Here is a 26,650-nt window from a genome sequence, read left to right on the forward strand (position 1 = left end):
GGATGAACACCATGCACAACCACGTCCCGCACGCCTCCGCTTTCATCCTGACGCCTCCCTATGCGCCGCCCCTGCGCCGCACGGCGCTGGCACTGCTGCTGGCCGGCTGTTTCGGCGCCGCGCAGGCCAACCCCGCCTTGCCGCAGGTAGTCAACGGACAGGCGACGTTCAACCAGCAGGGCAATATCTTCTCGATCACGAACACGCCCAACACCATCATCAACTGGCAGAGCTTTTCCATCCATGCGGGCGAAATCACGCGCTTCATCCAGCAAAACGGCAATAGCGCCGTATTGAACCGCATCACGGGACAAGATCCCAGCAAGATCCTGGGTAGCCTGGAATCGAACGGCAAGGTCTTCCTGATCAACCCGAACGGCATCGTCTTCGGCCAGGGCGCGAAAGTGGACGTGAACGGGCTGGTCGCGTCCAGCCTGGGCATGACGAACGAGGATTTCCTGGCCGGCAAGCGCCAGTTCACGGCCGGCGGCGTGGCAGGCGGCGTCGGCAATGCGGGCGCCATCAATGCGGGCAAGGGCGGGCAAGTGCTCTTGATCGCGCCGAACGTGGAAAACACGGGCATCATCACGGCGCCGAACGGCGAAGTGATCCTGGCGGCCGGGCGCAGCGTGCAGCTGGCAGACCCCGGCAATCCGCAGCTGCGCGTGCTGGTCTCGGCACCAGGTGACCAGGCGCTGAACCTGGGGCAGATCATCGCCCAGGGCGGCGGCATCGGCATGGCCGGCGCGCTGGTCAGCCAGCGTGGCGTGCTCAACGCCAACAGCGCCGTCGTCGGCGAGAACGGCAGGATCGTGCTCAAGGCCAGCGGCAAGGCGCTGCTCGAAGCGGGCAGCGTCACCAGCGCCACCGGTGGGTCCGGCACGGGCGGCCAGATTCAAGTGCTGGGCGAGCAGGTGGGCTTGCTGGGCAATGCGAAGGTCGACGCCAGTGGCGCCACAGGCGGCGGCACGGTCTTGCTGGGCGGCGACTACCAGGGCAAGAACGCGGCCGTGCAGAATGCGCGCCAGGTACTCGTCGGCAAGGATGCCAGCGTCACTGCCGATGCCGTCAACAGCGGAAACGGCGGCAAGGTCATCGCCTGGGGCAATGAATCGGCGCAGGTGCACGGCAGCATTTCCGCGCGCGGCGGCGCACAAGGCGGCGATGGCGGCTTCGTGGAAACATCCGGCCATTACCTGGCCGTCGACGGCATCCGCGTCAATACCAGCGCGGCGCGCGGCAAGCGCGGCAACTGGCTGCTTGACCCGTACGATATCGACGTGGTGCAGGGGGCGGGCGGTGACTTGGCCAATGTCGATCAGTTCAGCGACATGCCGTCGACTGGCAGCACCAGCATCGGCGCCGATACCATCTCCGGCGCCACCAGCGATGTCACTTTGCAGGCCCTGCACCGCATCAATTTCAGCAGTTCGGTGAACATGCTCAATGCCGGCGTCAGCTTGACGGCGCAGGCGGGCGAAACCATCAATGTGTACGCTGCCATCAGCACCAATGGCGGCAATGTGACCCTGTCGGCGAATGACCCTGCTAGCACCGGCGGCAACTATGGCCTGGGATCGAACGTCAACCTGAACGCACCGATCACCAGCAATGGCGGCAACATTTCGCTATCCGGTGCTGGCGTGGCCGGGGCCGCTGCGGTTCATGTCGGCAATGGCAACCTGAGTTTGCGCGCGAATGACGCGCAGGGTGGCATCAGCCTCTCGGGCGGCGCCAGCCAGCTCACAGGCAGCGGCATCGCCGGTCAGACGGTGACCCTGCAGGCCGACAATATCACCCTCGCCGGCGGCATTGATGTCGGCGGCACGGCGGGCGGCGCGAATGTCATCATCAAACCCCTGAGCAGTTCGCGCAGCATCGATCTGGGCACCAAATCGGACACGGCCCTCAGCTTGAATGCGGTTGAGCTGGCCGGTATCTCGGCCGCGTCCTTGACCATCGGCGACGGCACGAACACGGGCGGCATGCGCATATCGGATGCGCTCGCCAGAACCGGCGATCTGCACCTCAATTCAGCTTCCGTCATCACGGCCACGGGTGCCGTGGCGGTGGACGGCAGCTTTGTGCTCGACGGCGGTGCCTGGATGCAAAACACGGCGGTTCTGCCCGGGTTCAGCGCCAAAAACTTCACCATCGGCAGCGGCGCCAGTTTCTTGCGGGTGACCGGCGGCGACGGCGGCTCGTCCTCGCCCTATCTGATCGCCGATATTTATGGATTGCAAGGCATCGCCAGCCTGGGTCTGGGCAACAGCTATCGCCTGGCCGGCAATATTGATGCCAGCGGCACCGCGAACTGGAACGACGGCCAGGGCTTTGTGCCGATCGCCGGCGGCGGCAGCGGTTTTTCCGGCGTGTTCGATGGCGGCGGATTTATTCTCAGCAATTTGAAAATCGACCGCAGCCTGGCGTCCGGTTCGGCGGCAGGCCTGTTTGGCACCGTGCAGGGCGGCATCTTGCGCAATCTGACCCTGAGCGGCGGCAGCGTCACCGGCACGGCCAACGTGGGCGCGCTGGCGGGCAATGTCGTCAGCGGCATCGTCGATGGCGTGAACGGCAGCATGGCCGTCAGCGGCCAGCGCAATGTCGGCGGCCTGGTGGGCAGCAACGGCGGCGCCATCACCATGTCCAGCAGCAGCGGCGCCGTCACCGGCGTCAATGCCGACAACGGCGGCGCCATCGGCGGCCTGGCAGGATGGAATGCGTCCGGCGCCAGCATCGCGACATCGTATGCGACCGGCGTGGTGACGGGCGCACGCGAAATGATCGGCGGCCTGGTCGGCAACAACCAGGGCGCGCTGAGCCAGTCGTATGCCACCGGCAATGTCACTGGCGCACGCAGCATCGGCGGCCTGGTGGGCCTGAACGGCGGCAGCATCGATGATGCCTATGCCAGCGGGGCCGTGGGCCGGGCCGGCAGTGCCGATCCCATCCTGGCCAGGGAAAACATGGGCGGGCTGGTCGGTGAAAGCACGGGCAGCGTCAGCCATGTCTTCAGCAGCGGCGCCGTGACCGGCGACGGTTATGCGGCCGTGGGCGCGGTGGCCGGCCGCGTCTCCGCCGGTTCCCCGTTCAGCTATGGTTTTTTCAATTCTGAAACGTCGCTGGTGCAGATCGATGGCGGCGGCTCCAGCGGCCGCAGCACGGCGCAGATGCGGCAGCAGGGCAGCTTCAACGACTACAATTTCGGCAGCACCTGGCGCATCTACGAAGGCTACACGACGCCGATGCTGAAGGCTTTCCTCAAGCCCTTGCAAGTGAACCTCTCGGGCAACGCCGCGGGCAAGGTCTACGATGGCCAGCTGGCCGCCTTCCTCGGTTCGATCGCCTATGTGGGACTGCTTGACGGCGACACGGGCGTAAATGGCAGCCTTGGCTACGGCAACGCGCGCAACGTGGGCAGTTATGCAGCGACGGGCCTGTGGTCGACCAAATACGACATCACCCTGGGCGGCACGACGACCTTTGCCATCACGCCGCGCGCGCTGACGGTGAGCATCGGCGGCAATGGCAAGGTCTACGACGGCGCCCTGGGCTACGGCGGCGTCAGTTTCGTGCTGGGCAACGCGGTGACGGGCGATAACATCAGCATCAGCGGCAGCGCCGTTTTCCTCGACAAGAATGTGGGCGGCAGCAAGGCCGTGCACGCCAGCGGCCTGGCCCTGGGCGGCAATGAACTGGGCAACTACAGCCTGGCCGCGACGACTGCGGACGGTACGGCGGCCATCACGGCGCGCGTCCTGAACTATGGCATCTCGGGCGCGCAAAGCCGCGTCTACGACGGCAGCTTGCAGGCGGCCCTGAATGGCTATTTCGAAGGCCTCGTGACGGGCGATCAGGTCAGCATGGCCGGCTTGCAGGGCAGTTTCCGCGACAAGAATGCGGGTACTGGCAAAGTGGTCGATTATCAGGTGGCGACGGGCCGCCTGACGGGCGCCGATGCGGGCAACTATGTGCTCAACGGAAATGCGGGCAGCACGACGGCCGATATCACGGCGCGCACCCTGAACGTGAGTTTTAACGGCATCAACAAGACCTACGACGGCACGACGGGCGCGCAAGTGACGTTTGGTGACGACCGCATTCAGGGCGACGTCCTGACGGTGGCGGGAAATGCCGCGTTTGGCAACAAGAAAGCAGGAACGGGCAAGGCCGTGCACGTGACGAATGTGGCGCTGAGCGGCGGCGATGCGGGTAACTACGTGCTTAGGGGAAATGCGGGCACGACCACGGCCGACATCGCGGCGCGCATCCTGAACGTGAGCCTCAATGGCGTCAACAAGACGTATGACGGCACGACTTCCGCCACCGTCAGCGCGTCGGCGAACGGCGTGCTGGACCAGGATGTGGTCAGCGTGGTGGGCGGCAGCGGCAGCTTTGCCGACAAGAATGCGGGCGCCGGGAAATTGGTGACGGCCAGCGGTTTCCGCCTGGAGGGCGCCGATGCGGGTAACTACATCCTGGAAACGACGGGCGGCACCACGCAGGCAACGATTGCGCAAAAACAATTGTCCACCTGGGTAGGCAGCGGCAACGGCTTATGGAGCGATGCGGCCAACTGGGACGGCGGCGTGGTGCCGGAAGGCGCGAACGTGCTGGCTGTCGATTTTACCAACAGCAAGGGCATCGTTACCTACAGCGCGGCGGCCGGCAACACCATCCTGAAAAACCTGAACTCGTCGACGGGCTTGCTGTTGACGGGCGGCAGCCTGACCCTGGGCGAGAGCACGCTGGACCGCTCCGTGCTTGGCGGCCTGGCCGGCCTGGAAATCAACGGCGGCAGCTTGCTGCTGAACGGCAGCCTGTCGGCGGACCGTTACGCGCAAGGCGGCGGCGTGCTGAGCGGCAATGGCAACCTGCTCGTCGCCAACAGTTTTAATCAGACTGCCGGCGCCATCCGGCTGGCAGGCCAGTTGGCCATCACGCAAGCGGCTGGCGACTTGCGCTTCGCCAGCCTGGCGGCGAACGATGTACAGCTGAGCGCCTTGAACGGCGCCATCGCCCAGGATGGCGCGCTGCTCGCCGGCAGCCTGACCGCGCAAGCGCGCAACGGCATCGTGCTGGGCAATGCGGGCAACCAGGTAAGCAGTTTTACCGCCAGCAACAGCGCAGGGGGCGGCATTGCGCTGAACAATAGCTCGGCGCCGGGCAGCTTGACCCTGGGAACGCTGACCACGGGCGCAGGCAATATCGCCATCGACAACACGGGCGGCGTCACGGCTGGCAATATCAATGCGAATGGCGGCAACGTCAGCGTGACGGCGCACAGCCCCGTCACCGTCAACGGCAAGATCGAGGGCAATGACATTGCGCTCAATGCCAGCACGGACGTGCTGCTCGGCGATGGCGCGCAGCTGGCGGCCGCGCGCGACATCAGTGTGACGGCGGGCGGCGACATCCGTGTCGGCGGCAATGCGCATATCGCCAGCGGCGGCAATTTCAGCGCCAGCGCGGAAGGCTACGTACGCTTTGCGGACACGGCCAGCGTTACTTTGCCGGCAGCGGGCAGCGTGAGCGTGCTGGCGAAAACGGGCAGCATCACGGGTGACGCGGGCGTACGCATCAACCGCCAGCGCAGCGGCGTCATCCTGCTGGCGCCGAATGGCACGGTGAGCATGGCGGATACCATCTTCCTGCCGGCGACCACCATCGGCAAGCCCGCGATCGATGCCGCCACGAGCGCCGCCATCGACGAAGCCTTGCGCATCATCAAGCAGGCCGACCGTGCCAATGATGTGCTCGTGTCCACACCGTCAGCCAAGCCGGACGACAAGAAGAAAGACAGCAAGGATGTTGCCGATGCCACAGATAAACCTACAGGATACAAATTCGATGATGCCGCTAAAAAAATGTACTGCAATTAAGGCCTTGCTGTGGCTGGCCCTGATGTGCGTGGGCGCGCACGCCTGGGCTGGGCAGGTGGCCGGTACCGTCATGCAATTGAGCGGTCCGCTGATGGCCAAGAAGATGGACGGCAAGGTGAAAATCCTGGCCATCAAGTCCGAGGTCGAGCAGGGTGATACCTTGCTGACGGAAAAGGAAACCTATGCCTTGATCAAGCTGATCGACAATAGCGAAATCATCCTGAAACCGAATACCAGTTTCGTGATCGAGCAATTCAGCTACACGGCCGAGCAGCCCGATGGCGACCACGCCATCTTCAGCTTGCTCAAGGGCGGCTTGCGCTCCGTCACCGGCCTGCTGGGCAAGCGCAACAAGGAGCGCTTCGAGATGAAGACGCCGGCGGCCACCATCGGCATTCGTGGCACCACCTTCATCGCCAGCTACGTGCCGCCGGCGGCACCTGGCGGGCCAGCGGCGCCCAAGGCTAGCCCGCCCGGCCTGTATGTGCAGGTGCTCGATGGCATGATTCATGTGACCAATCCTGCGGGCACGCTCAACTTTGCCCCGGGCCAGTTCGGCTTTACGCCCAACTTCCAGCAGCCGCCCACGCTGTTGCCCGTCAATCCGGGCATCCAGTTCACGCCGCCGCAGGCCTTCGTGCCATCGTCCTCAAGCGGCGGCGGTTCTGCCGGCGGCAGCAAGCCTGCCGCCATCGATTGCGTGGTGCGCTAAGTTTTTCACGCAAGCCCGGGAAATCCCTGAAAATAGGGCTTGACCTTCCCATCGTTGGATAGCAGATCCTGACCCTATTCGTTAATCTTTCGTACAGGATCTGCCATGAACCAGAGTGCACTCGCTCCCGCCGCTTCCCCACCCGCCGCCGCGCATGCGCAGGCGCTGGCCATCGAAGGCATGAGCTGCGCCTCGTGCGTGGGCCGCGTGGAAAAGGCCCTGGCCGCCGTGCCCGGCGTCACTCAGGCCAGCGTCAACCTGGCCACCGAAGTGGCCAAAATCAGTTCCGACACGCCGATTCCCCTGGCCACCCTGCAGGCAGCCGTGGAAAAGGCCGGCTATAGCGTGGCGCAGCGCGAGATCGACCTGAACGTCGCCGGCATGACGTGCGCCTCTTGCGTGGGCCGGGTGGAAAAAGCCCTGCTGAAGGTGCCGGGCGTGCTGGCCGCCAGCGTCAACCTGGCGACGGAAAGCGCGCGCATCAAGGTGACGGGCGGCCTGGAAGCGGGCACCCTGATCGCCGCCATCGACAAGGCCGGCTATGCGGCCAGCGTGCCCGCCGCCAGCCAGGCCAGCGCGCCCGCTGCCACACCCAACCGCGATGGCATGAAAGTGGCGTTCGCGGCCGTGCTGGCCTTCCCCTTGATGTTGCCCATGCTGCTCGAGTGGGCCGGCATCCATTTGATGCTGCCTGGGTGGCTGCAATTTGCGCTGGCGACACCCGTGCAGTTTTACTTTGCCGCACGCTTCTACAAGGCGGGCTGGAAAGCGGCCCGCGCCGGCAGCGGCAATATGGACTTGCTGGTGGCGCTGGGCACGAGCGCCGCGTACGGCTTGTCCGTCTACCAATGGCTGACGGCGGGCGAAATGCTGCCGCACCTGTACTTTGAAGCATCGGCCGTCGTCATCACCCTGGTGTTGCTGGGCAAATGGCTGGAAAGCCGCGCCAAGCGCCAGACGGCCTCCGCCATCCGCGCGCTGCAAGTCTTGCGTCCCGAATCGGCCCGCGTGCGACGCGACGGCGTGGAAATCGACTTGCCCGTGGAGCAGGTGAAAGTGGGCGACCTGGTGGTGATCCGCCCCGGCGAACGGGTGGCCGTCGATGGCGTGGTGGTGGAAGGCGCCAGCCAGATCAACGAGTCGCTGATCACGGGCGAAAGCTTGCCGGTCGATAAGCATCCGGGTGACAAGGTGACGGGCGGCGCCATCAATGCCGATGGTTTATTGTTGGTGCGCACCCAGGCCGTGGGTGGCGAGACGACTTTGTCGCGCATCATTCGCCTGGTGGAAGATGCGCAGGCGGCCAAGGCGCCGATCCAGCACCTGGTCGACAAGGTCAGCGCGATCTTTGTTCCCGTGGTGCTGGTGCTGGCGCTGCTGACCATGCTGGGCTGGTGGTTCGCCACCGGCGAGCTGGAGAATGCCATCATCAATGCCGTGGCCGTGCTGGTCATCGCCTGTCCCTGCGCGCTGGGCCTGGCCACGCCGACGGCCATCATGGCTGGCACGGGCGTCGCTGCCCGCTACGGCATCCTGATCAAGGATGCGGAAGCGCTGGAAGTGGCGCATGCCGTCAATACCGTCGTGTTCGACAAGACGGGCACCTTGACCATCGGCAAACCTGCGCTGGCGGCCCTGCATGCGCACGGCATCGACGATGGACGATTGTTGCAGCTGGCCGCCAGCATCCAGCGTGGCAGCGAGCACAGCCTTGCCACGGCCGTGCTGGACGCGGCTGCCGCCCGCCACATCGAACCGTTGCCCGCCACGGGACTGGCGGCCTTGCCGGGCCGCGGCCTGGCAGCCCGCGTCGATGGCCTGGAATTGAAACTGGGCAGTACGCGGCTGATGCAGGAATTGAACGTGGACATGACACCTTTGGCGGAGCAGGCCTTGTCGCTGGAAAACACGGGCAACACGATTTCATGGCTGGCTTCGGGCAAGGAACTGCTGGGGCTGTTCGCCTTTTCCGACCAGGTCAAGCCGAACGCGCAGGCGGCCATTGCCCATCTGCACAGCCTCGGCATCCAGACCGTGATGTTGACCGGGGACAACCAAGGCAGCGCCGACGCCATCGGCAAGTTGCTGGGTATCGACACGGTGGCGGCGAAAATGCTGCCGGCCGATAAAACCGCTAAAATTGTCGCGCTGAAAGGCGAGGGCGCGAAGGTGGCCATGGTGGGCGACGGCATCAACGATGCGCCTGCGCTGGCGGCCGCCGACGTGGGCATCGCCATGTCGACGGGCACGGACGTGGCCATGCATGCGGCCGGCATTACCCTGATGCGCGGCGATCCGGCCCTGGTGGCGGACGCCATCGATATCTCGCGCCGCACCTACAGCAAGATACGGCAGAATCTGTTCTGGGCCTTCATTTATAACCTGATCGGCATTCCGCTGGCCGCCTTCGGCCTGCTCAATCCCATGGTGGCGGGCGCGGCGATGGCCTTCAGTTCGGTCAGCGTGATCAGCAATGCCCTGTTGCTGCGCCGCTGGAAAGCCCGCAGTGCGCATACCAAGGAGTCATAGGATGAATATCGGCCAGGCGGCAAGCGAGACGGGCGTATCGGCAAAAATGATACGCTACTATGAAAGCATTTCATTGTTAAAACCCAGCGCGCGCAGCGACGCCGGCTACCGCATCTACACGCCGAACGATTTGCACGCCCTGCGTTTCATCAAGCGCGGGCGGGGCCTGGGCTTTTCGCTCGAGCAGATCCGCGAGTTGCTGTCGCTGTGGCAAAACGACCAGCGCGCCAGCGCGGACGTGAAAGGCATCGCGCTGGCCCACGTCGCCGAGCTCAACAAGCGCATCGCCGAACTGACGGAAATGCGCGATACCCTGGCGCACCTGGCGCAATCGTGCCACGGCGACGACAAGCCCGATTGCCCCATCCTGCAAAGCCTGGGGCTGGCCGGCGACAAGGAAGCGAAAGCATGTTGCCCTTGATGTAAGTCAACGGAGGTGCATATGGCGTATGAACTGTACTACTGGCCCACGATACAGGGGCGTGGCGAATTCATCCGTCTGGCCCTGGAAGAGGCGGGCGCCGAGTACCGCGACGTCGCCCGTTTGCCTGAGCGCAAGGGGCAAGGCGTTCCCGCCATGCTGGTCTGCCTCGATGGCGGCAGCACGCCACAGCCCGCCTACGCGCCGCCCGTGCTGCGCGATGGCGAACTGCTGATCGGCCAGACGACGAATATCCTGTTCTACCTGGGCCGGCGCCTGGGCCTGGCGCCGCGCGCGGAAAGCGGCCGATTGTGGCTGAACCAGCTGCAGCTGACGATGGCCGATTGGCTGTCGGAAGTACACGACACGCACCATCCGCTGTCGGTGAATCAATATTACGAAGAGCAAAAGCAGGCGGCCATGCTGCGCAGCGCCGATTTCCGCCAAACACGTTTACCCAAGTTTCTCGATTATTTCACGCAAGTGTTGCTGAACGGCCGCGGCCAGTATCTGGTGGGTGCCAGGCTCACGTATGGCGACCTGTCGCTGTTCCAGATGCTGGCCGGCTTGCACCATGCATTTCCGCAAGCCATGGCGCGCCTGACGCCTGCTTATCCCGCCTTGTCCGACCTGCACGACACGGTGGCGGCGCGGCCGAACATTGCCCGCTACCTGCGCTCGAAGCGCAGAATCGCTTTCAATGAGGACGGCATCTTCCGCCATTATCCCGAACTGGACGGATAAAAAAACAGCCGGCGCAATGGCCGGCTGTCGTGACGCTGCTGTGGCTGTTATTGCGCGCTGGTGACGGGAAATCCGGCCTCCACGATGGCCGCGCTGATGGCGCCCAGTTCTGCGGGCGATTCCACCGTGACGCGCTTGCTGGCCAGGTCGATCTGCACCTGGGCTTGCGGATCGATGGCTTGCACCGCTTTCGTGACCGAGCCGACGCAATGGCCGCAGCTCATGTTTTCAACTTGTAACTGATACATGGCAAGCACTCCTTGAATGGTTAAGTGTGTCCACTGTAAGCCTTCCCCCGATGGTAAGGTCAAGGGGAAAGCTGCCCTACGGATCAATTCAGCAGGAAATCGACAGCTTGCATGGGCGGCGGCACCTTGTCGTCCTGCACGGATTCACGCAAGCTGATGTCGATGGCGCGGCACATGGCCGACAGGGGAAGATCGTTGGCATCCTCGCCGAACGGTTCCTCGATCTCGTCGCCCAGCGCGTCGAGGCCAAAGAAGGTGTAGGCGACGATGGCGACGACGAACGGCGTCATGAATCCGAGCGAATCGACGAGGCCGAAGGGCAGCAGGAAACAGTACAAATACGCCGTGCGGTGCAGCAGCAGCGAATACGAGAACGGGATCGGCGTGCTGCGGATGCGTTCGCACGAAGCGCCCGCCGCTACCATGGCCGAGACCGTGTTGTCGATCTGCGTGGCCAGGATGCTGTCGATGCGGCCCTGCCGGACGCAGTCGGCCAGGTCGTGGCCCATCTGCAGCATCAGGTAGTCGGACGGGTTCGCCGCCTTGCAGGCCGCTTCCCATTCGGCCGGGCGCAGCAGTGGTTGCAAGTCGGCCGGCCCGCGCGTGTCGCGCAGCTGGTGGCGCAAGGCGTGGCAAAAGGCGATGGTGCGGTAAATCATGCGCACGCGCACGTCTTCCAGGCCCAGCTTCGCGTGGGCCGGCGTGTCGCCGCGTATCATCGTCTGGCACTGGCGCGAGAAATTACGGCTGCGCAAGACCAGTTCGCCCCACAGCTTGCGCGCTTCCCAGTAGCGGTCGTAGGCGGCCGTATTGCGAAAGCCCAGGAAGATGGCCAGCGGCAAACCGATCAGGGTAAACGGGATGGTCGTGAGGATCACCTTGTGGTCGAACAGGGTGCCGTGGCACCACGTGACGAGGGTGGCGATCAGGGTATTGACGATCAGCGTGGTGCGGATGCGCGGCAGGACGGAACCGCGCACCACGAGGAACAGCCTTAGCGCCGAAGGACGCTCGCGCACGATCATGCTGCGCTCCCTGTCGGGGGCTGGGCTGGCGGGGAACGGCGCGCCCGGTGATCGGTAAAAGAGGAAAGACAGAACGGCAATGACCGGGAACAAAAAGCCCGCGATATATGCGGGCTGAGCAGGGTGTGCATGGGAAGCGGAGTAGGGGAGACGGCTTGAGTATAGGCCGCCGCTCCGCTTCAAGCCAATTCACAGTGATAATGGGCATTATTCATTTCATGAATGAATATTTCATTTGTAATTTAAATTCATATAACTACTGAAATTACTGTTTCTTTTTCCGTCTGGGCCAGTCGCAATCAAGCAAGTCGCATGGGTTGCAGGAGCAATGGTGACAGTCTGGCGAGGGGATGTCGCAATCGCAAAAGCCCGCCTGGGCCAGATGTCTGCCGCTGCGCCGTGCCTGAGGATGCAGTGCGAGGTGCTGGCGATGCCGTTCGCCGCAGGCGCGCAAGCGGCGTTGCAACAAGGGCAGGCCCGTGCGCAAGCCATGACGTTCAATCACCCGGTAGCCATAGGCGGAACAGCTGTCGCGCCCCGTCAGCACGCCGTAGGCGCAGGAAAAACCCTTCCATGGCGACAGGTAGCGCTGGTAGGCGCGAATGGCCCACAGGGCCAGGAGCTTGCCACAGGTATTGAGCGTGAGAATGATGCCTCCTTTGCGATGGTCGTAAAACGGAGCTTCGAGCATACGACAGGTATCCCGAAATGCATAGCGTCGGGCAAGCATAAATTATCAATGTAACAAATGGAGAGAATTGCTCAGGTCGCGTCTGTTAGGCTGAATGAGCTATTTGGAAATATTTCCTACAGCAACATGTCATCCCGATAGCTGCCGCCAGGGGAGCGACCAAACTTGTTTATCTTTCCTGTGAAAGTGATCCGCATGTTTAAAGTTTCCAGCATCTGTCTCGCCACCTTGATCCTGTTGCAAGCGCCAGCCGGCTGGGCTGGCCAGCCAGCGCCCCTGAGCCAGCAGCAGCAAGCGCTGGCCGCGCAAATTGACGCCAGCATCGCGCCCTATTACAAATCCGGCGAGCCTGGTGCCGTCGTAATCGTCGTCAAGGATGGCCAGCCATTGCTGCGCAAGGCGTATGGCCTGGCCAGCGTGCGGGAAGGCACGCAGCTGACGCCGGACATGTCACTGCGCCTAGGCTCGATTTCCAAGCAATTCACGGCCGTCGCCATCCTGCTGCTGGCCGACCAGGGCAAGCTGGCCATCACCGATGACATCACGAAATTCCTGTCCGACTATCCAACCCACGGCAAGAAAATCACGATCGAGCAATTGCTCGCGCACACGTCCGGCATCCACGACTACACGGTCAAGCCTGAATTCGTGCCGAACAGCACGAAAGACTTGAGCGTGGCGCAGATGATCGATTTTTTCAAGAACGACCCGCTCGACTTTGAACCGGGCACGCAGTGGCGCTACAGCAGCTCCGGCTATTTCCTGCTGGGCGCCATTATCGAAAAGGCTGCGGGCCAGCCGTATGCCACGTTTGTGGAACAGCAGATTTTCGTGCCCCTGGGCATGAACGATACAGCCTATGAAGGCCACGAGCGCCAGCCTGCCAAGCGCGCGGCCGGGCATATCCGTTCGGGCGACGCATATGTGCCGAACCTGCCCTTGAGCATGACGCAGCCGTATGCGGCCGGTGCGCTCGTTTCCACCGTGGACGATCTGGCGCGCTGGGATGCGGCCATGTCGGACGGCAAGCTGCTCAAGGCGGCCACCTGGCAGCAAGCGTTCACGCCAGTCAAACTGAACGACGGCAAGGCGACTCGCTACGGTTATGGCTGGATGCTGGGCACCTGGCAAAACACGCCCGTCATCCACCATGGCGGCGGCATCAATGGCTTTGCCACGTATGCGATGCGTTTGCCGAAGGAAAAAGTCTACGTGGCCGTGCTGGAAAATTCGGACACGGGCCTGGTCGATCCCGATGTGGTCGCCCGCAAGGCAGCCGCCGTCGCCGTGGGCCGGCCGTATCCGGAGATCAAGGTCATCACGCTCAAGCCCGCCATCCTCGACGCCTATGCGGGCATGTACGCCATCAACGACAAGGCCGGCTACACGATCCGCAATTTCGAGGGCAATCTGCTGCTGCAGCGTACGGGCCGCCCGGCGCAGCGCATGCTGGCGTATTCTCCAAATGGTTTCCTGATTGAAAATACGCTGACGACGGCCGAATTCGAGCGGGGACCGAAGGGTGAAGCGCAGCTGATCCTCAACGATGGCGGCGAATCGAAGTCCGTGCACGAGCGCGCCAGCGCCGTCAAGCCGGCTCGCGCCGTGGTCGCCATGACGCATGCGCAATTCGATGCCTACGTTGGCAGGTATGCGCTGGCGCCCGAGGTGTACCTGGAAGTGACGCGCGAAGGCGATAAATTCTTTGCCCAGGTGACTGGTTTCCGCAAGCTGGCCATGCTGCCGATGAGCGAGACGGCTTTCTTCTCGAACGAAGTCGATGCGGAAGTGCGTTTCAGCAAGGATGCCAGCGGCAAGACCGAGCAGCTGGTATTGCGCCAGGAAGGGCAGGACATGCCGGCCAAAAGGGTGAATTGATGTGTGCAGGCCGGCTTGCACGCAAGCGCCAAGCCGGCCTACGCCGACATGGCTTGCCAGCCATACCAGCCGAACGCCGCCACCCACGCCAGCAAGATAGCCAGCCCCGGCAGCAATAGCCACTTCGCCACGGACTCTTCCCACGCCACGTACGGCTTGCCGCCGCGCGCGATGGCCAGCAGCGCCTGGCCCCCGTTCAAGCCGGCAAACGGCAGCAGGTTGAACGCGCACAGTTTCAATGAGAACAGGGCGAACACGAGCGCAAAGCCGTGCGTGCGGGCAAAGCTTTCTCCATCCCCCAGCAATGCCTGCGCCGTCGACAACGGCGCCAGCGCGCCGTGGATGATTTGTCCGAAGGCAGCGACAAAGCGCTCCCAGCCCGAGGCTCCCATGATGCCCAGCGACAAGGCCAGCAGCATTCCCACGCCGCTCAATGGCAGCAGCACCTGCTTCCACAGCGGCTGGAAGTTATAGGCGTCCAGGCAGCGATCGTCGTCATACAAGGTTTCCTCGCGCGTATCTTTCAGTACCACATTGCCGGCCAGGGGCAGCAGCTTGAGGTGGATTTTCCCCACGGTCAGCAGGGTCGGCCCCACGCCGTAGCTGATGCCGCGCACGGTGATGCCCAATGCGCGGGCGCACGCGGCCATGACGGAAATGTGGATGAGCATGAAGAGTATGAAACAGAGCAACAACTGAAAGGCGGGATGCATCGGGCAATGTGTCCAGAGGAAATGGAGCGGTATTAGAACACGGCGCCACGAAAAGTCGCGCACATGAAAAAAGCCCCGGTCGCATCGCTGCAGCCGGGGCTTTGAGTTGACTGGGCAGCTTGCGCCGCCCGCTATCACTTACAGCACTTCGCTAGCGTGGTCGGCCAGGCGCGAGCGCTCGCCGCGGGCCAGGGTGACGTGGCCGCTGTGGGTCCAGCCCTTGAAGCGATCGACCACGTAGGTCAGGCCGCTCGAACCTTCCGTCAGGTACGGCGTGTCGATCTGTGCGATGTTGCCCAGGCACAGGATCTTCGTGCCGGGACCGGCGCGCGTGACGAGGGTCTTGACTTGCTTCGGCGTCAAGTTTTGCGCTTCATCGATGATGAGGAACTTGTTCACGAACGTGCGGCCGCGCATGAAGTTGAGCGACTTGATCTTGATGCGCGAGCGGATCAGGTCTTGCGTTGCCGCACGGCCCCATTCGCCGCCATCCGAGTCGGACTTGTTCAGCACTTCCAGATTGTCGTCGAAGGCGCCCATCCATGGCGACATCTTTTCCTCTTCCGTGCCTGGCAGGAAACCGATGTCTTCGCCCACCGGCACCGTGACGCGGGTAACGATGATTTCATTGTAGAGCTTGGTTTCCAGCACTTGCGCCAGGCCGGCGGCCAGGGCCAGCAGGGTCTTGCCGGTACCGGCCTGGCCCAGCAGGGTGACGAAGTCGCATTCCGGATTCATCAGCAAGTTCAGCGCGAAGTTCTGTTCGCGGTTGCGCGCCGTCACGCCCCACACATTGTTCTTCGTGTGGCTGAAGTCGCGCAGGGTTTGCAGCACGGCCGTCTTGCCGTTGATCTGTTTCACCTGGCCGTAGAACGGCGTTTCGCCGTTTTTCGGTTCCAGATAGATGAACTGGTTGACCAGCAACGATGGAATGAACGGGCCCGTCACGCGGTAGAACGTGGAGCTGTAGCCGTTCTTGCTTTCCTGCCACGATTCCATGTCCTTGCCATGCTTGTTCCAGAAGTCGTCCGGCAATTGCACGATGCCCGAGTACAGCAAGTCCGTGTCTTCCAGCACATGGTCATTGAAGTAATCTTCGGCCGGCAAGCCCAGCGCGCGCGCCTTGATGCGCATGTTGATGTCTTTCGACACCAGCACGACAGGGCGGCCTTCCTGCTCCGACTCGAGCGAGCGCACGACGGCGAGGATCTGGTTGTCGGCCTTGCCCACTGGCAAGCCAGCCGGCAGGTCGGCGCTTTGCAAGCGCGTCTGGAAGAACAGACGGCCCTTGGCGTCCTTGTTGCCCAGCTTGGACAGCAGGATGCCGTGTTCGATGGCGTCGTCGTCCGTGTTGCTGATCAGGGCGTCGAGCGTGCGCGAGACCTGGCGTGCATTGCGCGCCACTTCCGTCATGCCCTTTTTATGGTTGTCCAGCTCTTCCAGGGTCATCATCGGCAGATACACGTCGTGTTCCTCGAAGCGGAACAGCGACGATGGATCGTGCATCAGCACGTTCGTGTCGAGCACGAACAGCTTGCTGATGCCGCGCTGGTCGGCGGCGCGGCTGGCGGACGACTTGAGCTGCACTTCCACAGGCTTGTGCTTGGCCGGATGCGGCTGCTCGGCTTGCTTGGCGGGCTTGATCGGCGTGACCTTGCCTTTTGCGGCCGGCTTGGCTTTCGCTGCAGGCGCGGCAACGGCTGGCGCAGGTGCAGGCTTGGCGACCATCAGGGCCGCCACTTGCTTGATCTTCGTGGCCGCATTGCGGACCGGTTTGGCAACTTCGGCGATCGCCGCTTCAATGATCGGTGCAGCCACTTTCTTGGCTGCCGGGGTTTTGGTGGCCGGGCGCGCTGCGCCTGCGGTTGGGTAATCTTGGGTGGCCAGGATGGTGGCTGGCTTGCTCGGTAATTTTGGCAGTGGCATCAGGATCTCAATCAAAAAATTTCTGGAATGAATCTCCCATGGGCAGCCAGCTTCTGGCGGCACTTCTCATGGGGGGATGCGAGGGGAACAACAATGCTACAGGACGAGAAACTGCCGGAAGGCCGGCAGCATGGCCGGTCATGGACGCCATCGGCGGGCTGCTGGCCCGCCTGGTGGAGTGGATGGAGGCGCTTCGTTGACTCAAAATGGCGATAGGTACCGTGACTGAACTGCGGTTGAACCAGGCTCGCTGGAAGCCGACAACACGCATTGGATCAAAATGGACGATCAATTCAGATGCGCTACGAATTCCAGCACTTCTTCCACGTGAGTTGCGACCTTCACGCCTCTCCATTCTTTCACCAATCGGCCCTGGGCGTCAATCACAAACGTACTGCGCTCGACGCCGCGGACCGTCTTGCCGTACATCTGTTTCATCTTCATGACGTTAAACAGCAGGCAAACGGCTTCGTCCGGATCGGAAATGAGCTCGAATGGCAGCTCCAGCTTGGCCTTGAAGCTTTCGTGCGAGCGCAGGGAATCGCGGCTGATGCCGTAGATTTCCACGCCGGCGGCGACGAATTGCGAATACGCATCCCGGAAAGCGATGTTTTCCGTGGTGCAGCCAGGGGTGTTGTCCTTCGGATAGAAAAACAGCACGGTGGCCTTGGCCGGGCGGCCCAGCAACTGAAAGGTTTTGCCGCTGGTCATGGCGGCGCTAAAGTCGGGTATGCTAACGAGGGATTGGCTATCAGCCACAGGTTCTCTCCTGAACGGTGATCATCAGCGCTGGTTTTTAATCTGGCAACGCATCCAGGTGCAACAATACAGCATTCAGGCCGCTTTGCCCTGCACAATCAGGCGTCCCGAACGCCCTGGCAACTCATCCCAGGTGATGGGGCAAACGGGCAAGTCCGACTCTTTTATCTTTTCATAATAATCGCCCATCGCTGCAAACTGGTAGCCCTGGGCTTTCCAGCCAGCCAGCAGTTGTTCGAAAATGGGGGCGAGTTTCTGTCCTTCAAGTTCCGCATGCAAGGTATACACGTGATCGCGGGGATTGTCCGCCGTCAGCGACAATATATGCTCTGCAACATTGCCGGTCGTGATCAGTTTGCCGTCGATTTCACAGCCCAGCAATTCATCCAGGGTGGGCAGGGTGGTGGGCAGTTGCACGCATTGCAGGATGGTGTTGCCGTTGCGCACGCGGTGCGGGCCTTGCGAAGGCTGCGCCATGGCGCCGCGCGCATCGAGCATGGCGCGGCCATCGGAGGCAAAGCGGTAGCCGGCCGTGTCGTGTTCGACAAAGGCGCTGACATTCATTTGCCAGCCGGCCGCGCCGTGCGTGTGCGGCTTGGCGCCAAACACCTGTTCGTAGCGGTTGGCGGCCTTGCGCATCATGTTGATGGTCCAGGCGGCGTTGCGCTTGGCCACGTTGTCTTGCCACAGGGTGTGATCCCAGGTGTGGATGCCGCACTCGAAACCGGCATCGCGCACGGCGCGCAATTGCGCCGCGCATTGCTTGCCGATATCGGGTCCCGGCAGCAAGGTGCCGTACATCAATGTTTTCAAGCCGTAGTGCTCGACTACCGACGTGCGCGACACCTTGCTGAAAAAGCCGGGCCGCAAGGCGCGCCGCAGGGCCCAGCCCGTGTGGTCGGGGCCCAGCGAGAACAGAAAGGTGGCCTTGGCCTGGTGCGCGGTCAGCATGCGCACCAGATTGCCCATGCCTTCACGGGTGCCGCGATAGGTATCGACGTCGATTTTCAGGGTCAGGAACGGCTTGCTCAACATTAATCCATCAGGGCTTTGGCTTGGGCTACCTGGCTGCGGTAGGCGTCGAAAATATTGCGCAGGGAATCGGCCATGGTGGTGGTCGGCGCCCAGCCCAGCTCTTCGCAGGTATTCGTGATTTTCGGCACGCGGTTTTGCACGTCCTGATAGCCGGCACCGTAGTAGGCGCCCGAGGTCGTTTCCACGATTTTCACGTGTTTCGCGCCTTCGGCGTATTCCGGGTATTCGGCGGCCAGGGTCAGCATCATGCCGGCCAGGTCGCGGATCGAATAGTTATTGGTCGGATTGCCAATGTTGTAGATCTTGCCGCTGGCGATGCCGTTCTTGTTGGCAATGATGCGCATCAGCGCATCGATGCCGTCGTCGATGTAGGTGAACGCACGTTTTTGCGCGCCGCCGTCGACCAGCGAGATGTTTTCGCCGCGCACGATATGGCCGAAAAATTGCGTCACCACGCGCGAGGAACCTTCTTTTGGCGTGTGGATCGAGTCCAGGCCCGCGCCGATCCAGTTGAATGGACGGAACAGGGTGAAGTTCAAGCCTTCCATGCCGTAGCCCCAGATCACGCGGTCCATCAGCTGCTTGGCGTTGGAATAGATCCAGCGCGGCTTGTTGATCGGGCCGCAGATCAGTTCCGAGTTTTCCGGATCGAATTCCTCGTCATGGCACATGCCATACACTTCCGAGGTCGACGGGAAGACCAGGTGCTTGCCGTACTTGGCGGCCGAGCGGACGATAGGCAGGTTGGCTTCGAAGTCCAGTTCGAAGACGCGCAGCGGCTGCTTGACGTAGGTCGATGGCGTGGCGATGGCCACCAGCGGCAGGATCACGTCGCACTTCTTGACGTGGTACTCGACCCATTCCTTGTTGATCGTGATGTCGCCTTCGAAGAAGTGCATGCGCGACTTGTAGTTGTCATCTTCCAGCAATTCCGTGATGCGGTCCGTGTTCATGTCCATGCCGTAGACATGCCAGTCGGTGGTTTCCAGGATGCGCTTGGACAGGTGGTGGCCGATGAAGCCGTTGACGCCTAAGATGAGGACTTTTTTCATGTGAGATTCTCTTGTGTGATATCAGTGTGTGCTGACGCGGGTGGTCAGACTTGCTTGCAATTGCTGAGCCGAAATCGGCTCCCCGGCAGCCCTCAGCGCGGAAATGGCCAGCATGTGGCCGTCTCCGCAGACGCCAACGATGCAATTATCCACTACGGCCAAGCCCGGTGGCAAACTTCCTGCTGAATGCTTGCTTAAACGGGCTGTTTCGATGGTGTAAATAACATTATTGACTTCGGTGAACGCGCCGGGATAGGGCGGCGCGACGGCCCGGTGCAGGTTGTAGACCTGCTGCGCCGGTAACTCCCAGTCGATGCGGCCGTCTTCCGGCGTGCGTCCGCCGAAGTAGCCGCCCTGGCGCAAATCGTTGAGCTGGCGCGGCGCCGTGCCGTCCAGCAAGGCCGGCAGCACGTTCCACAAGGTTTGCTCCGCCGCCACGGTGACCTTGCCGAAGACTTCGAAAGCCGTGTCGTCGGGCAGGATGGGCACTGCCGTTTGCGCGACGATGGCGCCGGCGTCCGGCTTGACCGTCATTTCATGCAGGGTGGCGCCCGTTTGCGGGGCGCCATGCAGCACGGCCCAGTTGACCGGTGCGCGGCCGCGGAACTGCGGCAGCAGCGAACCGTGCATATTGTAGGCAGGCGCGACTTCCAGAATGCTGGCCGGCAGCATGTGGCGGTAGTAAAAGCTGAACAGCATGTCCGGTGTTGCCGCCCGCACCTGCGCCAGCAGCTCGGGCGCGCGCGCGTCCGATGGCGTGATGTAGGGGATGCCTTCGGCCTGGCACAGGCTGGCGACGGATTCGAACCACAGGTTTTCCGTGGGGCTGTCTTCGTGCGTGACGACGAGGCCGATATCGACGCCGCCGGCCAGCAGCACCTTGATGCAGCGTACGCCCACATTGTGGTAGCCGAAGACGACGGCGCGCGGGGCGCCCATCAGCGGCCCACCTGGCGTTTTTCCAGGCGCACATATGATGGCGCCTCGGCTTCCGCCTGGGCCATGCCGTCCTGCAGGATGGTTTGCACCACGTAGCGGGGACGGGCGCGCACTTGCTGGAAGATGCGTCCCACGTATTCGCCCACGAGGCCGATGCCGAACAGGATCACGCCCATCAGGAAGAAGGCGATGGCGAACAGGGTGAACACGCCCTGCGCCTCGGCGCCAAACAGGAAGCGGCGCGCCAGCAGATAGATCACCAGTCCGGCCGAACTGAGCGACAGCAGCATGCCCAGCATCGAGAAAATTTGCAGGGGGATCAGCGAAAAGCCCGTGACCAGGTCGAAATTGAGACGGATCAGGCTGTACAGCGAATATTTCGATTCGCCGGCTGCCCGTTCCTCGTGCTCGACGGTGATTTCCGTGGGCTTGCGGGCAAACGTGTAGGCCAGGGCGGGGACGAAGGTGTTGACTTCGGCGCACTGGTTGACCAGGTCGATCACGTTGCGGCCGTAGGCGCGCAGCATATTGCCCTGGTCCGTGATCTTGATGTTGGTGATGCGCTCGCGCAGCCGGTTCATCATCTTCGAGGCCAGGGTGCGCCAGGCGGAATCTTGCCGCTTGCGCCGGATCGAACCCACGTAATCGTAGCCTTCGCGCATCTTCGCCACCAGGTTGCCGATTTCTTCGGGCGGGTTCTGCAGGTCGGCGTCGAGCGTGACCATGATCTGCCCGCGCGACGCTTCAAAACCGGCGAGGATGGCCATGTGCTGGCCATAATTGCCGTTGAACAAGACCACGCGCGTGACGTCGGGGCGCTGGCGGAACTGTTCCGCCAGGATGGCCACCGAATTGTCGCGGCTGCCATCGTTGACGAAGATGATCTCGTAGCTTGTCTGCAGAGCGTCGAGGGCTGGATACAGGCGGGCGAACAGGGCGGCCAGGCCATCCTGCTCGTTGTAGATCGGAATGATAACGGACAGTTCAGGTTTCATCGGCGCGCTGCTCATTTGATGAGGATGGATTTGACGGTGGCGACGGCGCGTTCCACGTCCTGTGTCGTCATGGCGTAGAACATCGGCAAGGTCACGGTCAGGCGGCCGATCTTTTCCGAGACGGGGAACATGCCCTCGGTAAAGCCGCGTTCGCGGTACATGGTAAACAGGTGGATCGGTGCGTAATGATAGCCCGTTCCCACGTTTTGCTGCGCCATTTGCTGCATGAAGGCGGCGCGCGTGCCGGGGCCGTTGTCGGGCAGGATGATCTGGAACAGATGCCAGTTGCTGTTTTCAAAATCCTGCACGGGCAGCTGGGCGCCGCTCTGCGCTTCGAAGTCGCTGCCGAATTGCGCGAAATAGTGGCGTGCCAGCGCGCGGCGGTGGGCCGTGATGGCGTCGATATTGGCGAACTGGCCCAGGCCGATCGCGGCCATGATGTCGCTCATGTTGTATTTGCCGCCCAGCACGTCGACGTCGATGCCGTCGACGCCGCTGCGCGTCACGCCCTGCAGCCGGTATTTCTCGGCCAGCTTGGCTTCTTCCAGGTTGTTCAGGACGAGGCAGCCGCCTTCGCCCGTGGTGATGTTCTTGTTGGCCTGGAAGCTGAACGAGACGAAGTCGCCAAACGCGCCGATGCGCTTGCCTTTCCACGTGGAGCCGAACGCTTGCGCAGCGTCTTCCACGACCCGCAAATTGTACTTGTCAGCAATTGCGTACAGGCGGTCCATGTCGACGGGCAAGCCGGACAGGTAGACGGGGATGATGGCTTTCGTGCGCGCGGTGATGGCCGCTTCCAGTTTGTCGAGGTCGATATTGCGCGTGACGGGGTCGATGTCGGCAAACACGGGCGTGGCGCCCACTTCGATGATGACGTTGGCCGTCGCTACCCACGACACGGGCGTGGTGATGACTTCGTCGCCGGGGCCGATGCCGGCGATGCGCAGCGCGATTTCCATGGTGCACGTGCCCGAATTGAAGGTGCGCACGGGACGCCCGCCGAAATACTCGGACAGCTGGGCTTCGAAGGCCTGCACTTTCGGGCCGCTGGTGATCCAGCCCGAGCGCAGCACTTCGCCGACGGCGGCGATGGTCGCTTCGTCGATGGTGGGTTTGGAAAATGGCAAAAAGGGCAGGGTTGAAGTCATGGGGTGCGGCTCTTGGGTCGGTATGGTGTCAGGGTATCGGTGTCACCAAGGCTGCCGTGCGCTCAAACGCGGCCGGCAGGCATGGCTATTTTATATCGTCAGTATGGCGGCGCAGCCGGTTCAGCAGTGAAAAAAATCCTGCTGCTGCGGGGGCGGGGCAAGCTGGCCGGGGGCGCGATCCGTGCTGCTTCGCGCCCCAGTTAAACACTATTTGTTGGCAATGACCATGCGGCGCGCATCCTCGGCGACAACACGCATGGGCACGCCACGCTCTTGTAATTCCTTGTAACGGTCCAGGCTGATAATGGCCATGTCGCGCACGCCGGCGTTGGTATCGTTCGTCCATTGCGTGATGAAAGTCTCGATGCTCGGGATGGACAGTACCGGCTGCTGTTTCAGGCCAAACGTAAACTCATCCCAGTAATCGACGAGGATCACGGGCCGCTGCAGGTAATACGTCAGCGACTGTTCATAGATGCCGACCGAATAGAGCTTGGTATCGGCCGTCAGTTCGGCCTGGATCTGCGGCAGCATGTCGGTGCCCGCGCGGTTCTGGCCATACAGTTCGGAGCCGGCCAGGATGCAGTGCGTGGCCAGGAAGCCGGCGCCGGCAATCGTCAGCACGGTCATGTCGCGGCGCAGCTGGCGCGCATGCAGCAAGGCCAGGGCGCCGCCGGCCAGGGCGAAGAAGCCGGCCGCCATCAGCCATGGCTGGTAGCCCTTGAGCGCGACCAGTGCATCCGCGTCGCGTGCGCTGGCCCTACTGAAGGCGATCGGTCCGCCGATCAGGATGGCCGCGCCCAGCACGCACAGCAGACCGGCGGCGAACAGGCGCTGGCGGCGCGATGCCGATTCCAGGTACAGCGCCACCAGCAAGGCCAGCGCGGGGAAGACGGGCACGATATAACCAGGCAGCTTCGAGGTCGAATAGCTGAAGAAGAAGAAAATGAAGACGGCCCAGATCAGCAGCATCAAGCGGGGCTGGAAGGTGCCTGCCTGGCGCTTGAAGGCGGCGGCCAGGCTTTGCGGCAGCACGCCTATCCATGGCAGGATGCCGGGAATGAGCAGCACGAGGAAGTAGTACCAGGCGCCTTCGCGCTTGTGCCCCTTCATCAGGAAGCGCTGGAAGTGCTCGTGGATGAAGAAGAAATGCGGCTGTTCCGGATTGCGCAGCGCGACCAGCACGAACCACGGCGCGGCGATGGCAAAGAACACCAGCAAGCCCTTGACCAGGTGCAAACGGGTCCAGATGCGCCAGTCGCGCGCGCACAGCGAATACAGCACCAGCACGGCGCCCGGCAGCACGATCCCGATCAGACCCTTGGCCAGCACGGCCAGCGCCATGGCGGCCCAGCAGGCCAGCATCCAGTTGCGCCGCTCAGTCGCCGTGGCGTCGTCGCGCTGGGCGATCAGCAGGCTGCCTAGGGTGAGGGTCATCATGCCCGACAGGCCCATGTCCAGCGAATTGATCTGGCCCGAAGCGAGCCAGAACAGGCTCGACGCCAGAACCAGGCCCGCATACAGGCCCACGCGCGGGCCGAACACTTTCTTGCCCGCATACGCCGTCATGCACACGCCGATGATGCCGCACAGGCCAGTCCACAGGCGTGCCTGCCATTCGCCCAGGCCGAAGGCGGCGAAGGTCAGCGCATTCATCCACGTTTGCAGCGGCGGTTTTTCAAAGTACTTGATGCCGTTCAGGCGCGTGGTGATCCAGTCGCCCGTGACGAACATTTCGCGCGCCATCTCGGCGTAGCGGCCCTCGTCGGGCGGCACCAGGGTACGGATACCCAGCGCATACAGCGTGACGACGATGAAGATGCCCAGCAGGGACCACATCAGCACCCGTGACGAGTGCAGTTCATTGACATTGATTTTCATGCGGTCTTGCCTGCGGCCGGGGCCAGGATCAGGGCCAGCGTGACTTTGCGGCCTTCGCCCATGAGGATATTGTAGGTGCGGCAGGCGGCCTGGCTATCCATGCATTCGACGCCGATGCGGCGCATGGTCAGCGCGGCCGTCAGTTTCGGATGCACGAAGCGCTGGCGCTCGCCCGTGCCGAGGATGACCACGTCGGGTGCGTCGGCCAGGATTTGCGCGAAATGCGCCTCGTTCAATTCCTCGAAACTGTCCACTTCCCACGCCCGTGGCGGTGTTTCCGGCATGACGATCAGGCTGTAGTTGTACGGCTGGGCATTGATCTCGACGCCGTTTTCGTCATAGCCGGTGACAGTCTGGTATTGTTGGGTGCTGCTGGCGTGGAGTTTCATGGCGATATCGGGGCTGGTCGTGTCGGTTGATCGGTGCGCGCGCGGCCAAACTGCGTGCCGCGGCCAAGGGCGTAAGCATGCCATAAATGACAGAAAAGAGCGACTGAAAAGCAACATCCTTTCCAAATTGCAATGTTCGGCGCCACGGTGGCGGTGCATGCTGACGCCATGGTAATGCTGCAAGATTAAGGGAAGATGAAGATGGCGCCCGCCAGATTGCCGTCCGGATGCACCGGCGTGGCAGAATCGGCGTCAAATGCTGCGGTTCGCCATGTTTAATTTGATAAAATGCCCTGTTTTCGGCGAGAATGGTTGTTTTCGCCTTGCAGTCTTTCGCATCGCAGTTTCACGGGTTCATAGTTCTGGCGCGGCGGCCACGCTGCAAGTTCTGGTCACCGCGCCGCATCACGACAGGGATTTATTTTGCGACCGATTCAGAAATCGAATAAATTGGCGGACGTCTGCTACGACATCCGCGGCCCGGTCCTGGAAAAATCCAGGCAAATGGAAGAAGAAGGCCACAAGATCACCAAGCTCAATATCGGCAACCTGGCCGTATTCGGCTTCGATCCGCCCGACGAGATCGTGCGCGACATGATGCTCAATCTGCAGAATGCGGCCGGCTATACGGATTCGAAAGGCATGTTCGCGCCGCGCAAGGCCGTCATGCACTACACGCAAGGCAAGAATATCGCCGGCGTGACCATCGATGACATTTACCTGGGCAATGGCGCTTCCGAACTGATCGTCATGTCGATGAACGCGCTGCTCAACAGTGGCGACGAAGTGCTGGTGCCGGCGCCCGATTACCCGCTGTGGACGGCCGCCGTCAGCCTGTCGGGCGGCAATCCCGTGCACTATGTGTGCGACGAACAGAACGAGTGGTATCCCGACATCGAGGACATGCGCCGCAAGATCACGCCGCAAACCAAGGCCATCGTCGTCATCAACCCGAACAATCCCACTGGCGCGCTGTACCCGGTTTCCGTGCTGCTGCAGATCGTCGAACTGGCGCGCCAGCACCAATTGATCATTTTCGCCGACGAGATCTACGACAAGGTGCTGTACGACGAAGCCGAGCACGTGTCGATCGCCTCGCTGGCCGACGACGTGCTGTTCATCACCATGAACGGCCTGTCGAAGAATTACCGCTCCTGCGGCTACCGCTCCGGCTGGATGGTGGTCTCGGGCGAAAAGCGCCACGCAAAAGATTACATCGAGGGCCTTAACATGCTGGCCTCGATGCGGCTATGCGCCAACGCGCCGGGGCAGTTTGCCATTCAGACGGCGCTTGGCGGCTACCAGAGCATACAAGACCTGGTGGGGCCCGGCGGGCGCCTGTTGAAACAGCGCGATCTGGCGCACAAGCTGCTGACCGATATTCCGGGCGTCACCTGTGTCAAGCCGAAGGCCGCGCTGTACATGTTCCCGCGCCTGGATCCGGAGATCTACCCGATCGCCGACGACCAGCAGTTTGCCTATGAATTACTGGCCGAAGCGAAGGTCCTGATCGTGCAGGGCACGGGCTTCAACTGGATCGCGCCCGACCATTTCCGCGTCGTCTTCCTGCCCAATTCCGATGACCTGACCGAGGCCATGGGGCGCATTGCGCGCTTCCTCGAAGGTTACCGCAAGCGCCACGGCCGGGGCTGAATCAGCCAGCAGCAGCAATCTCGATCAACC

20 protein-coding genes are annotated in these 26,650 nt (G+C 62.5%); 7 read left to right on the plus strand and 13 right to left on the minus strand.

The features are described 5' to 3' along the window. Nucleotides 1–11 precede the first annotated feature (11 nt). The 5 genes from ACQ4WO_RS04640 (at nt 12) to ACQ4WO_RS04660 (ending at nt 10,288) form a co-directional block, all read left to right on the plus strand. Nucleotides 12–5,882, plus strand: a complete 5,871-nt coding sequence (locus ACQ4WO_RS04640) for a YDG domain-containing protein (RefSeq protein WP_436480407.1) — start codon at nt 12–14, stop codon at nt 5,880–5,882. Next, entirely contained in the window at nt 5,851–6,594 is a 744-nt protein-coding gene (locus tag ACQ4WO_RS04645) for a FecR family protein (RefSeq protein WP_223278986.1), read from the plus strand. Before ACQ4WO_RS04640 ends, ACQ4WO_RS04645 begins: the two co-directional genes overlap by 32 nt. A gap of 105 nt (nt 6,595–6,699) precedes the next feature. Beyond that, nucleotides 6,700–9,123 (plus strand): heavy metal translocating P-type ATPase, encoded by a 2,424-nt coding sequence (locus tag ACQ4WO_RS04650; RefSeq protein ID WP_436480408.1) that lies wholly within the window; start codon nt 6,700–6,702, stop codon nt 9,121–9,123. A gap of 1 nt (nt 9,124) precedes the next feature. Next, nucleotides 9,125–9,544 carry a Cu(I)-responsive transcriptional regulator gene (cueR, locus tag ACQ4WO_RS04655; protein ID WP_225242080.1) on the plus strand — a complete coding sequence of 140 codons (420 nt, stop codon included), beginning with the start codon at nt 9,125–9,127 and terminating at the stop codon, nt 9,542–9,544. A 21-nt stretch (nt 9,545–9,565) separates the two neighbouring features. Further along, on the plus strand, nt 9,566–10,288 hold the full coding sequence (locus ACQ4WO_RS04660) for a glutathione S-transferase (RefSeq protein ID WP_436480409.1): 723 nt from the start codon (nt 9,566–9,568) through the stop codon (nt 10,286–10,288). Between the two features lie 47 nt (nt 10,289–10,335). On the opposite strand, the gene ACQ4WO_RS04665 is transcribed toward ACQ4WO_RS04660, so the two are convergent. The 3 genes from ACQ4WO_RS04665 to yidD all read right to left on the minus strand — a co-directional run bounded on the left by ACQ4WO_RS04665 (nt 10,336) and on the right by yidD (nt 12,252). Beyond that, nucleotides 10,336–10,536: a heavy-metal-associated domain-containing protein gene (locus tag ACQ4WO_RS04665; protein ID WP_034750458.1), complete on the minus strand. Its 201-nt coding sequence runs from the start codon at nt 10,534–10,536 to the stop codon at nt 10,336–10,338. 83 nt (nt 10,537–10,619) lie between these two features. Continuing rightward, entirely contained in the window at nt 10,620–11,561 is a 942-nt protein-coding gene (locus tag ACQ4WO_RS04670) for a bestrophin family protein (protein ID WP_436480410.1), read from the minus strand. Between the two features lie 265 nt (nt 11,562–11,826). After that, nucleotides 11,827–12,252 carry a membrane protein insertion efficiency factor YidD gene (gene yidD / locus ACQ4WO_RS04675; protein WP_436480411.1) on the minus strand — a complete coding sequence of 142 codons (426 nt, stop codon included), beginning with the start codon at nt 12,250–12,252 and terminating at the stop codon, nt 11,827–11,829. 195 nt (nt 12,253–12,447) lie between these two features. Between yidD and ACQ4WO_RS04680 the strand changes: the two genes are divergently transcribed. Beyond that, entirely contained in the window at nt 12,448–14,130 is a 1,683-nt protein-coding gene (locus ACQ4WO_RS04680; RefSeq protein WP_436480412.1) for a serine hydrolase, read from the plus strand. 38 nt (nt 14,131–14,168) lie between these two features. Here ACQ4WO_RS04680 and ACQ4WO_RS04685 read toward each other — a convergent pair whose 3' ends face one another. From ACQ4WO_RS04685 to ACQ4WO_RS04730, 10 genes are all read right to left on the minus strand, one after another. Then, a complete protein-coding gene (locus ACQ4WO_RS04685; protein ID WP_436480413.1) occupies nt 14,169–14,843 on the minus strand; it encodes a site-2 protease family protein in 675 nt (224 codons plus the stop codon). 138 nt (nt 14,844–14,981) lie between these two features. Further along, nucleotides 14,982–16,769: a PhoH family protein gene (locus tag ACQ4WO_RS04690; protein ID WP_436480414.1), complete on the minus strand. Its 1,788-nt coding sequence runs from the start codon at nt 16,767–16,769 to the stop codon at nt 14,982–14,984. A 288-nt stretch (nt 16,770–17,057) separates the two neighbouring features. Further along, nucleotides 17,058–17,528: a peroxiredoxin gene (locus ACQ4WO_RS04695; protein ID WP_034785468.1), complete on the minus strand. Its 471-nt coding sequence runs from the start codon at nt 17,526–17,528 to the stop codon at nt 17,058–17,060. A 75-nt stretch (nt 17,529–17,603) separates the two neighbouring features. After that, nucleotides 17,604–18,563, minus strand: coding sequence for a polysaccharide deacetylase family protein (locus tag ACQ4WO_RS04700; protein WP_436480415.1), 960 nt, complete (start codon nt 18,561–18,563; stop codon nt 17,604–17,606). Next, nucleotides 18,563–19,615 carry a bifunctional UDP-4-keto-pentose/UDP-xylose synthase gene (locus ACQ4WO_RS04705; protein ID WP_230517331.1) on the minus strand — a complete coding sequence of 351 codons (1,053 nt, stop codon included), beginning with the start codon at nt 19,613–19,615 and terminating at the stop codon, nt 18,563–18,565. The genes ACQ4WO_RS04700 and ACQ4WO_RS04705 overlap by 1 nt, the downstream gene beginning before the upstream one ends. A gap of 21 nt (nt 19,616–19,636) precedes the next feature. Further along, nucleotides 19,637–20,554, minus strand: a complete 918-nt coding sequence (locus ACQ4WO_RS04710; protein WP_436480416.1) for a formyltransferase — start codon at nt 20,552–20,554, stop codon at nt 19,637–19,639. Further along, nucleotides 20,554–21,549, minus strand: a complete 996-nt coding sequence (locus tag ACQ4WO_RS04715; RefSeq protein ID WP_436480417.1) for a glycosyltransferase — start codon at nt 21,547–21,549, stop codon at nt 20,554–20,556. Before ACQ4WO_RS04715 ends, ACQ4WO_RS04710 begins: the two co-directional genes overlap by 1 nt. An 11-nt stretch (nt 21,550–21,560) precedes the next feature. Continuing rightward, complete coding sequence (locus ACQ4WO_RS04720) at nt 21,561–22,697, minus strand: DegT/DnrJ/EryC1/StrS family aminotransferase (protein WP_436480418.1); 1,137 nt, start codon at nt 22,695–22,697, stop codon at nt 21,561–21,563. Between the two features lie 207 nt (nt 22,698–22,904). Then, nucleotides 22,905–24,578: a glycosyltransferase family 39 protein gene (locus ACQ4WO_RS04725; protein ID WP_436480419.1), complete on the minus strand. Its 1,674-nt coding sequence runs from the start codon at nt 24,576–24,578 to the stop codon at nt 22,905–22,907. Beyond that, nucleotides 24,575–24,967, minus strand: a complete 393-nt coding sequence (locus ACQ4WO_RS04730; protein ID WP_436480420.1) for an Mth938-like domain-containing protein — start codon at nt 24,965–24,967, stop codon at nt 24,575–24,577. Before ACQ4WO_RS04730 ends, ACQ4WO_RS04725 begins: the two co-directional genes overlap by 4 nt. A 423-nt stretch (nt 24,968–25,390) precedes the next feature. Here ACQ4WO_RS04730 and ACQ4WO_RS04735 point away from each other — a divergent pair, with 423 nt between their 5' ends. Beyond that, nucleotides 25,391–26,620, plus strand: coding sequence for a pyridoxal phosphate-dependent aminotransferase (locus tag ACQ4WO_RS04735; protein WP_034750427.1), 1,230 nt, complete (start codon nt 25,391–25,393; stop codon nt 26,618–26,620). Nucleotides 26,621–26,650 lie beyond the last annotated feature (30 nt).

Origin of the sequence: Janthinobacterium aestuarii (assembly GCF_051380835.1) — a bacterium.
Classification (GTDB): Bacteria; Pseudomonadota; Gammaproteobacteria; order Burkholderiales; family Burkholderiaceae_D; genus Janthinobacterium; species Janthinobacterium aestuarii.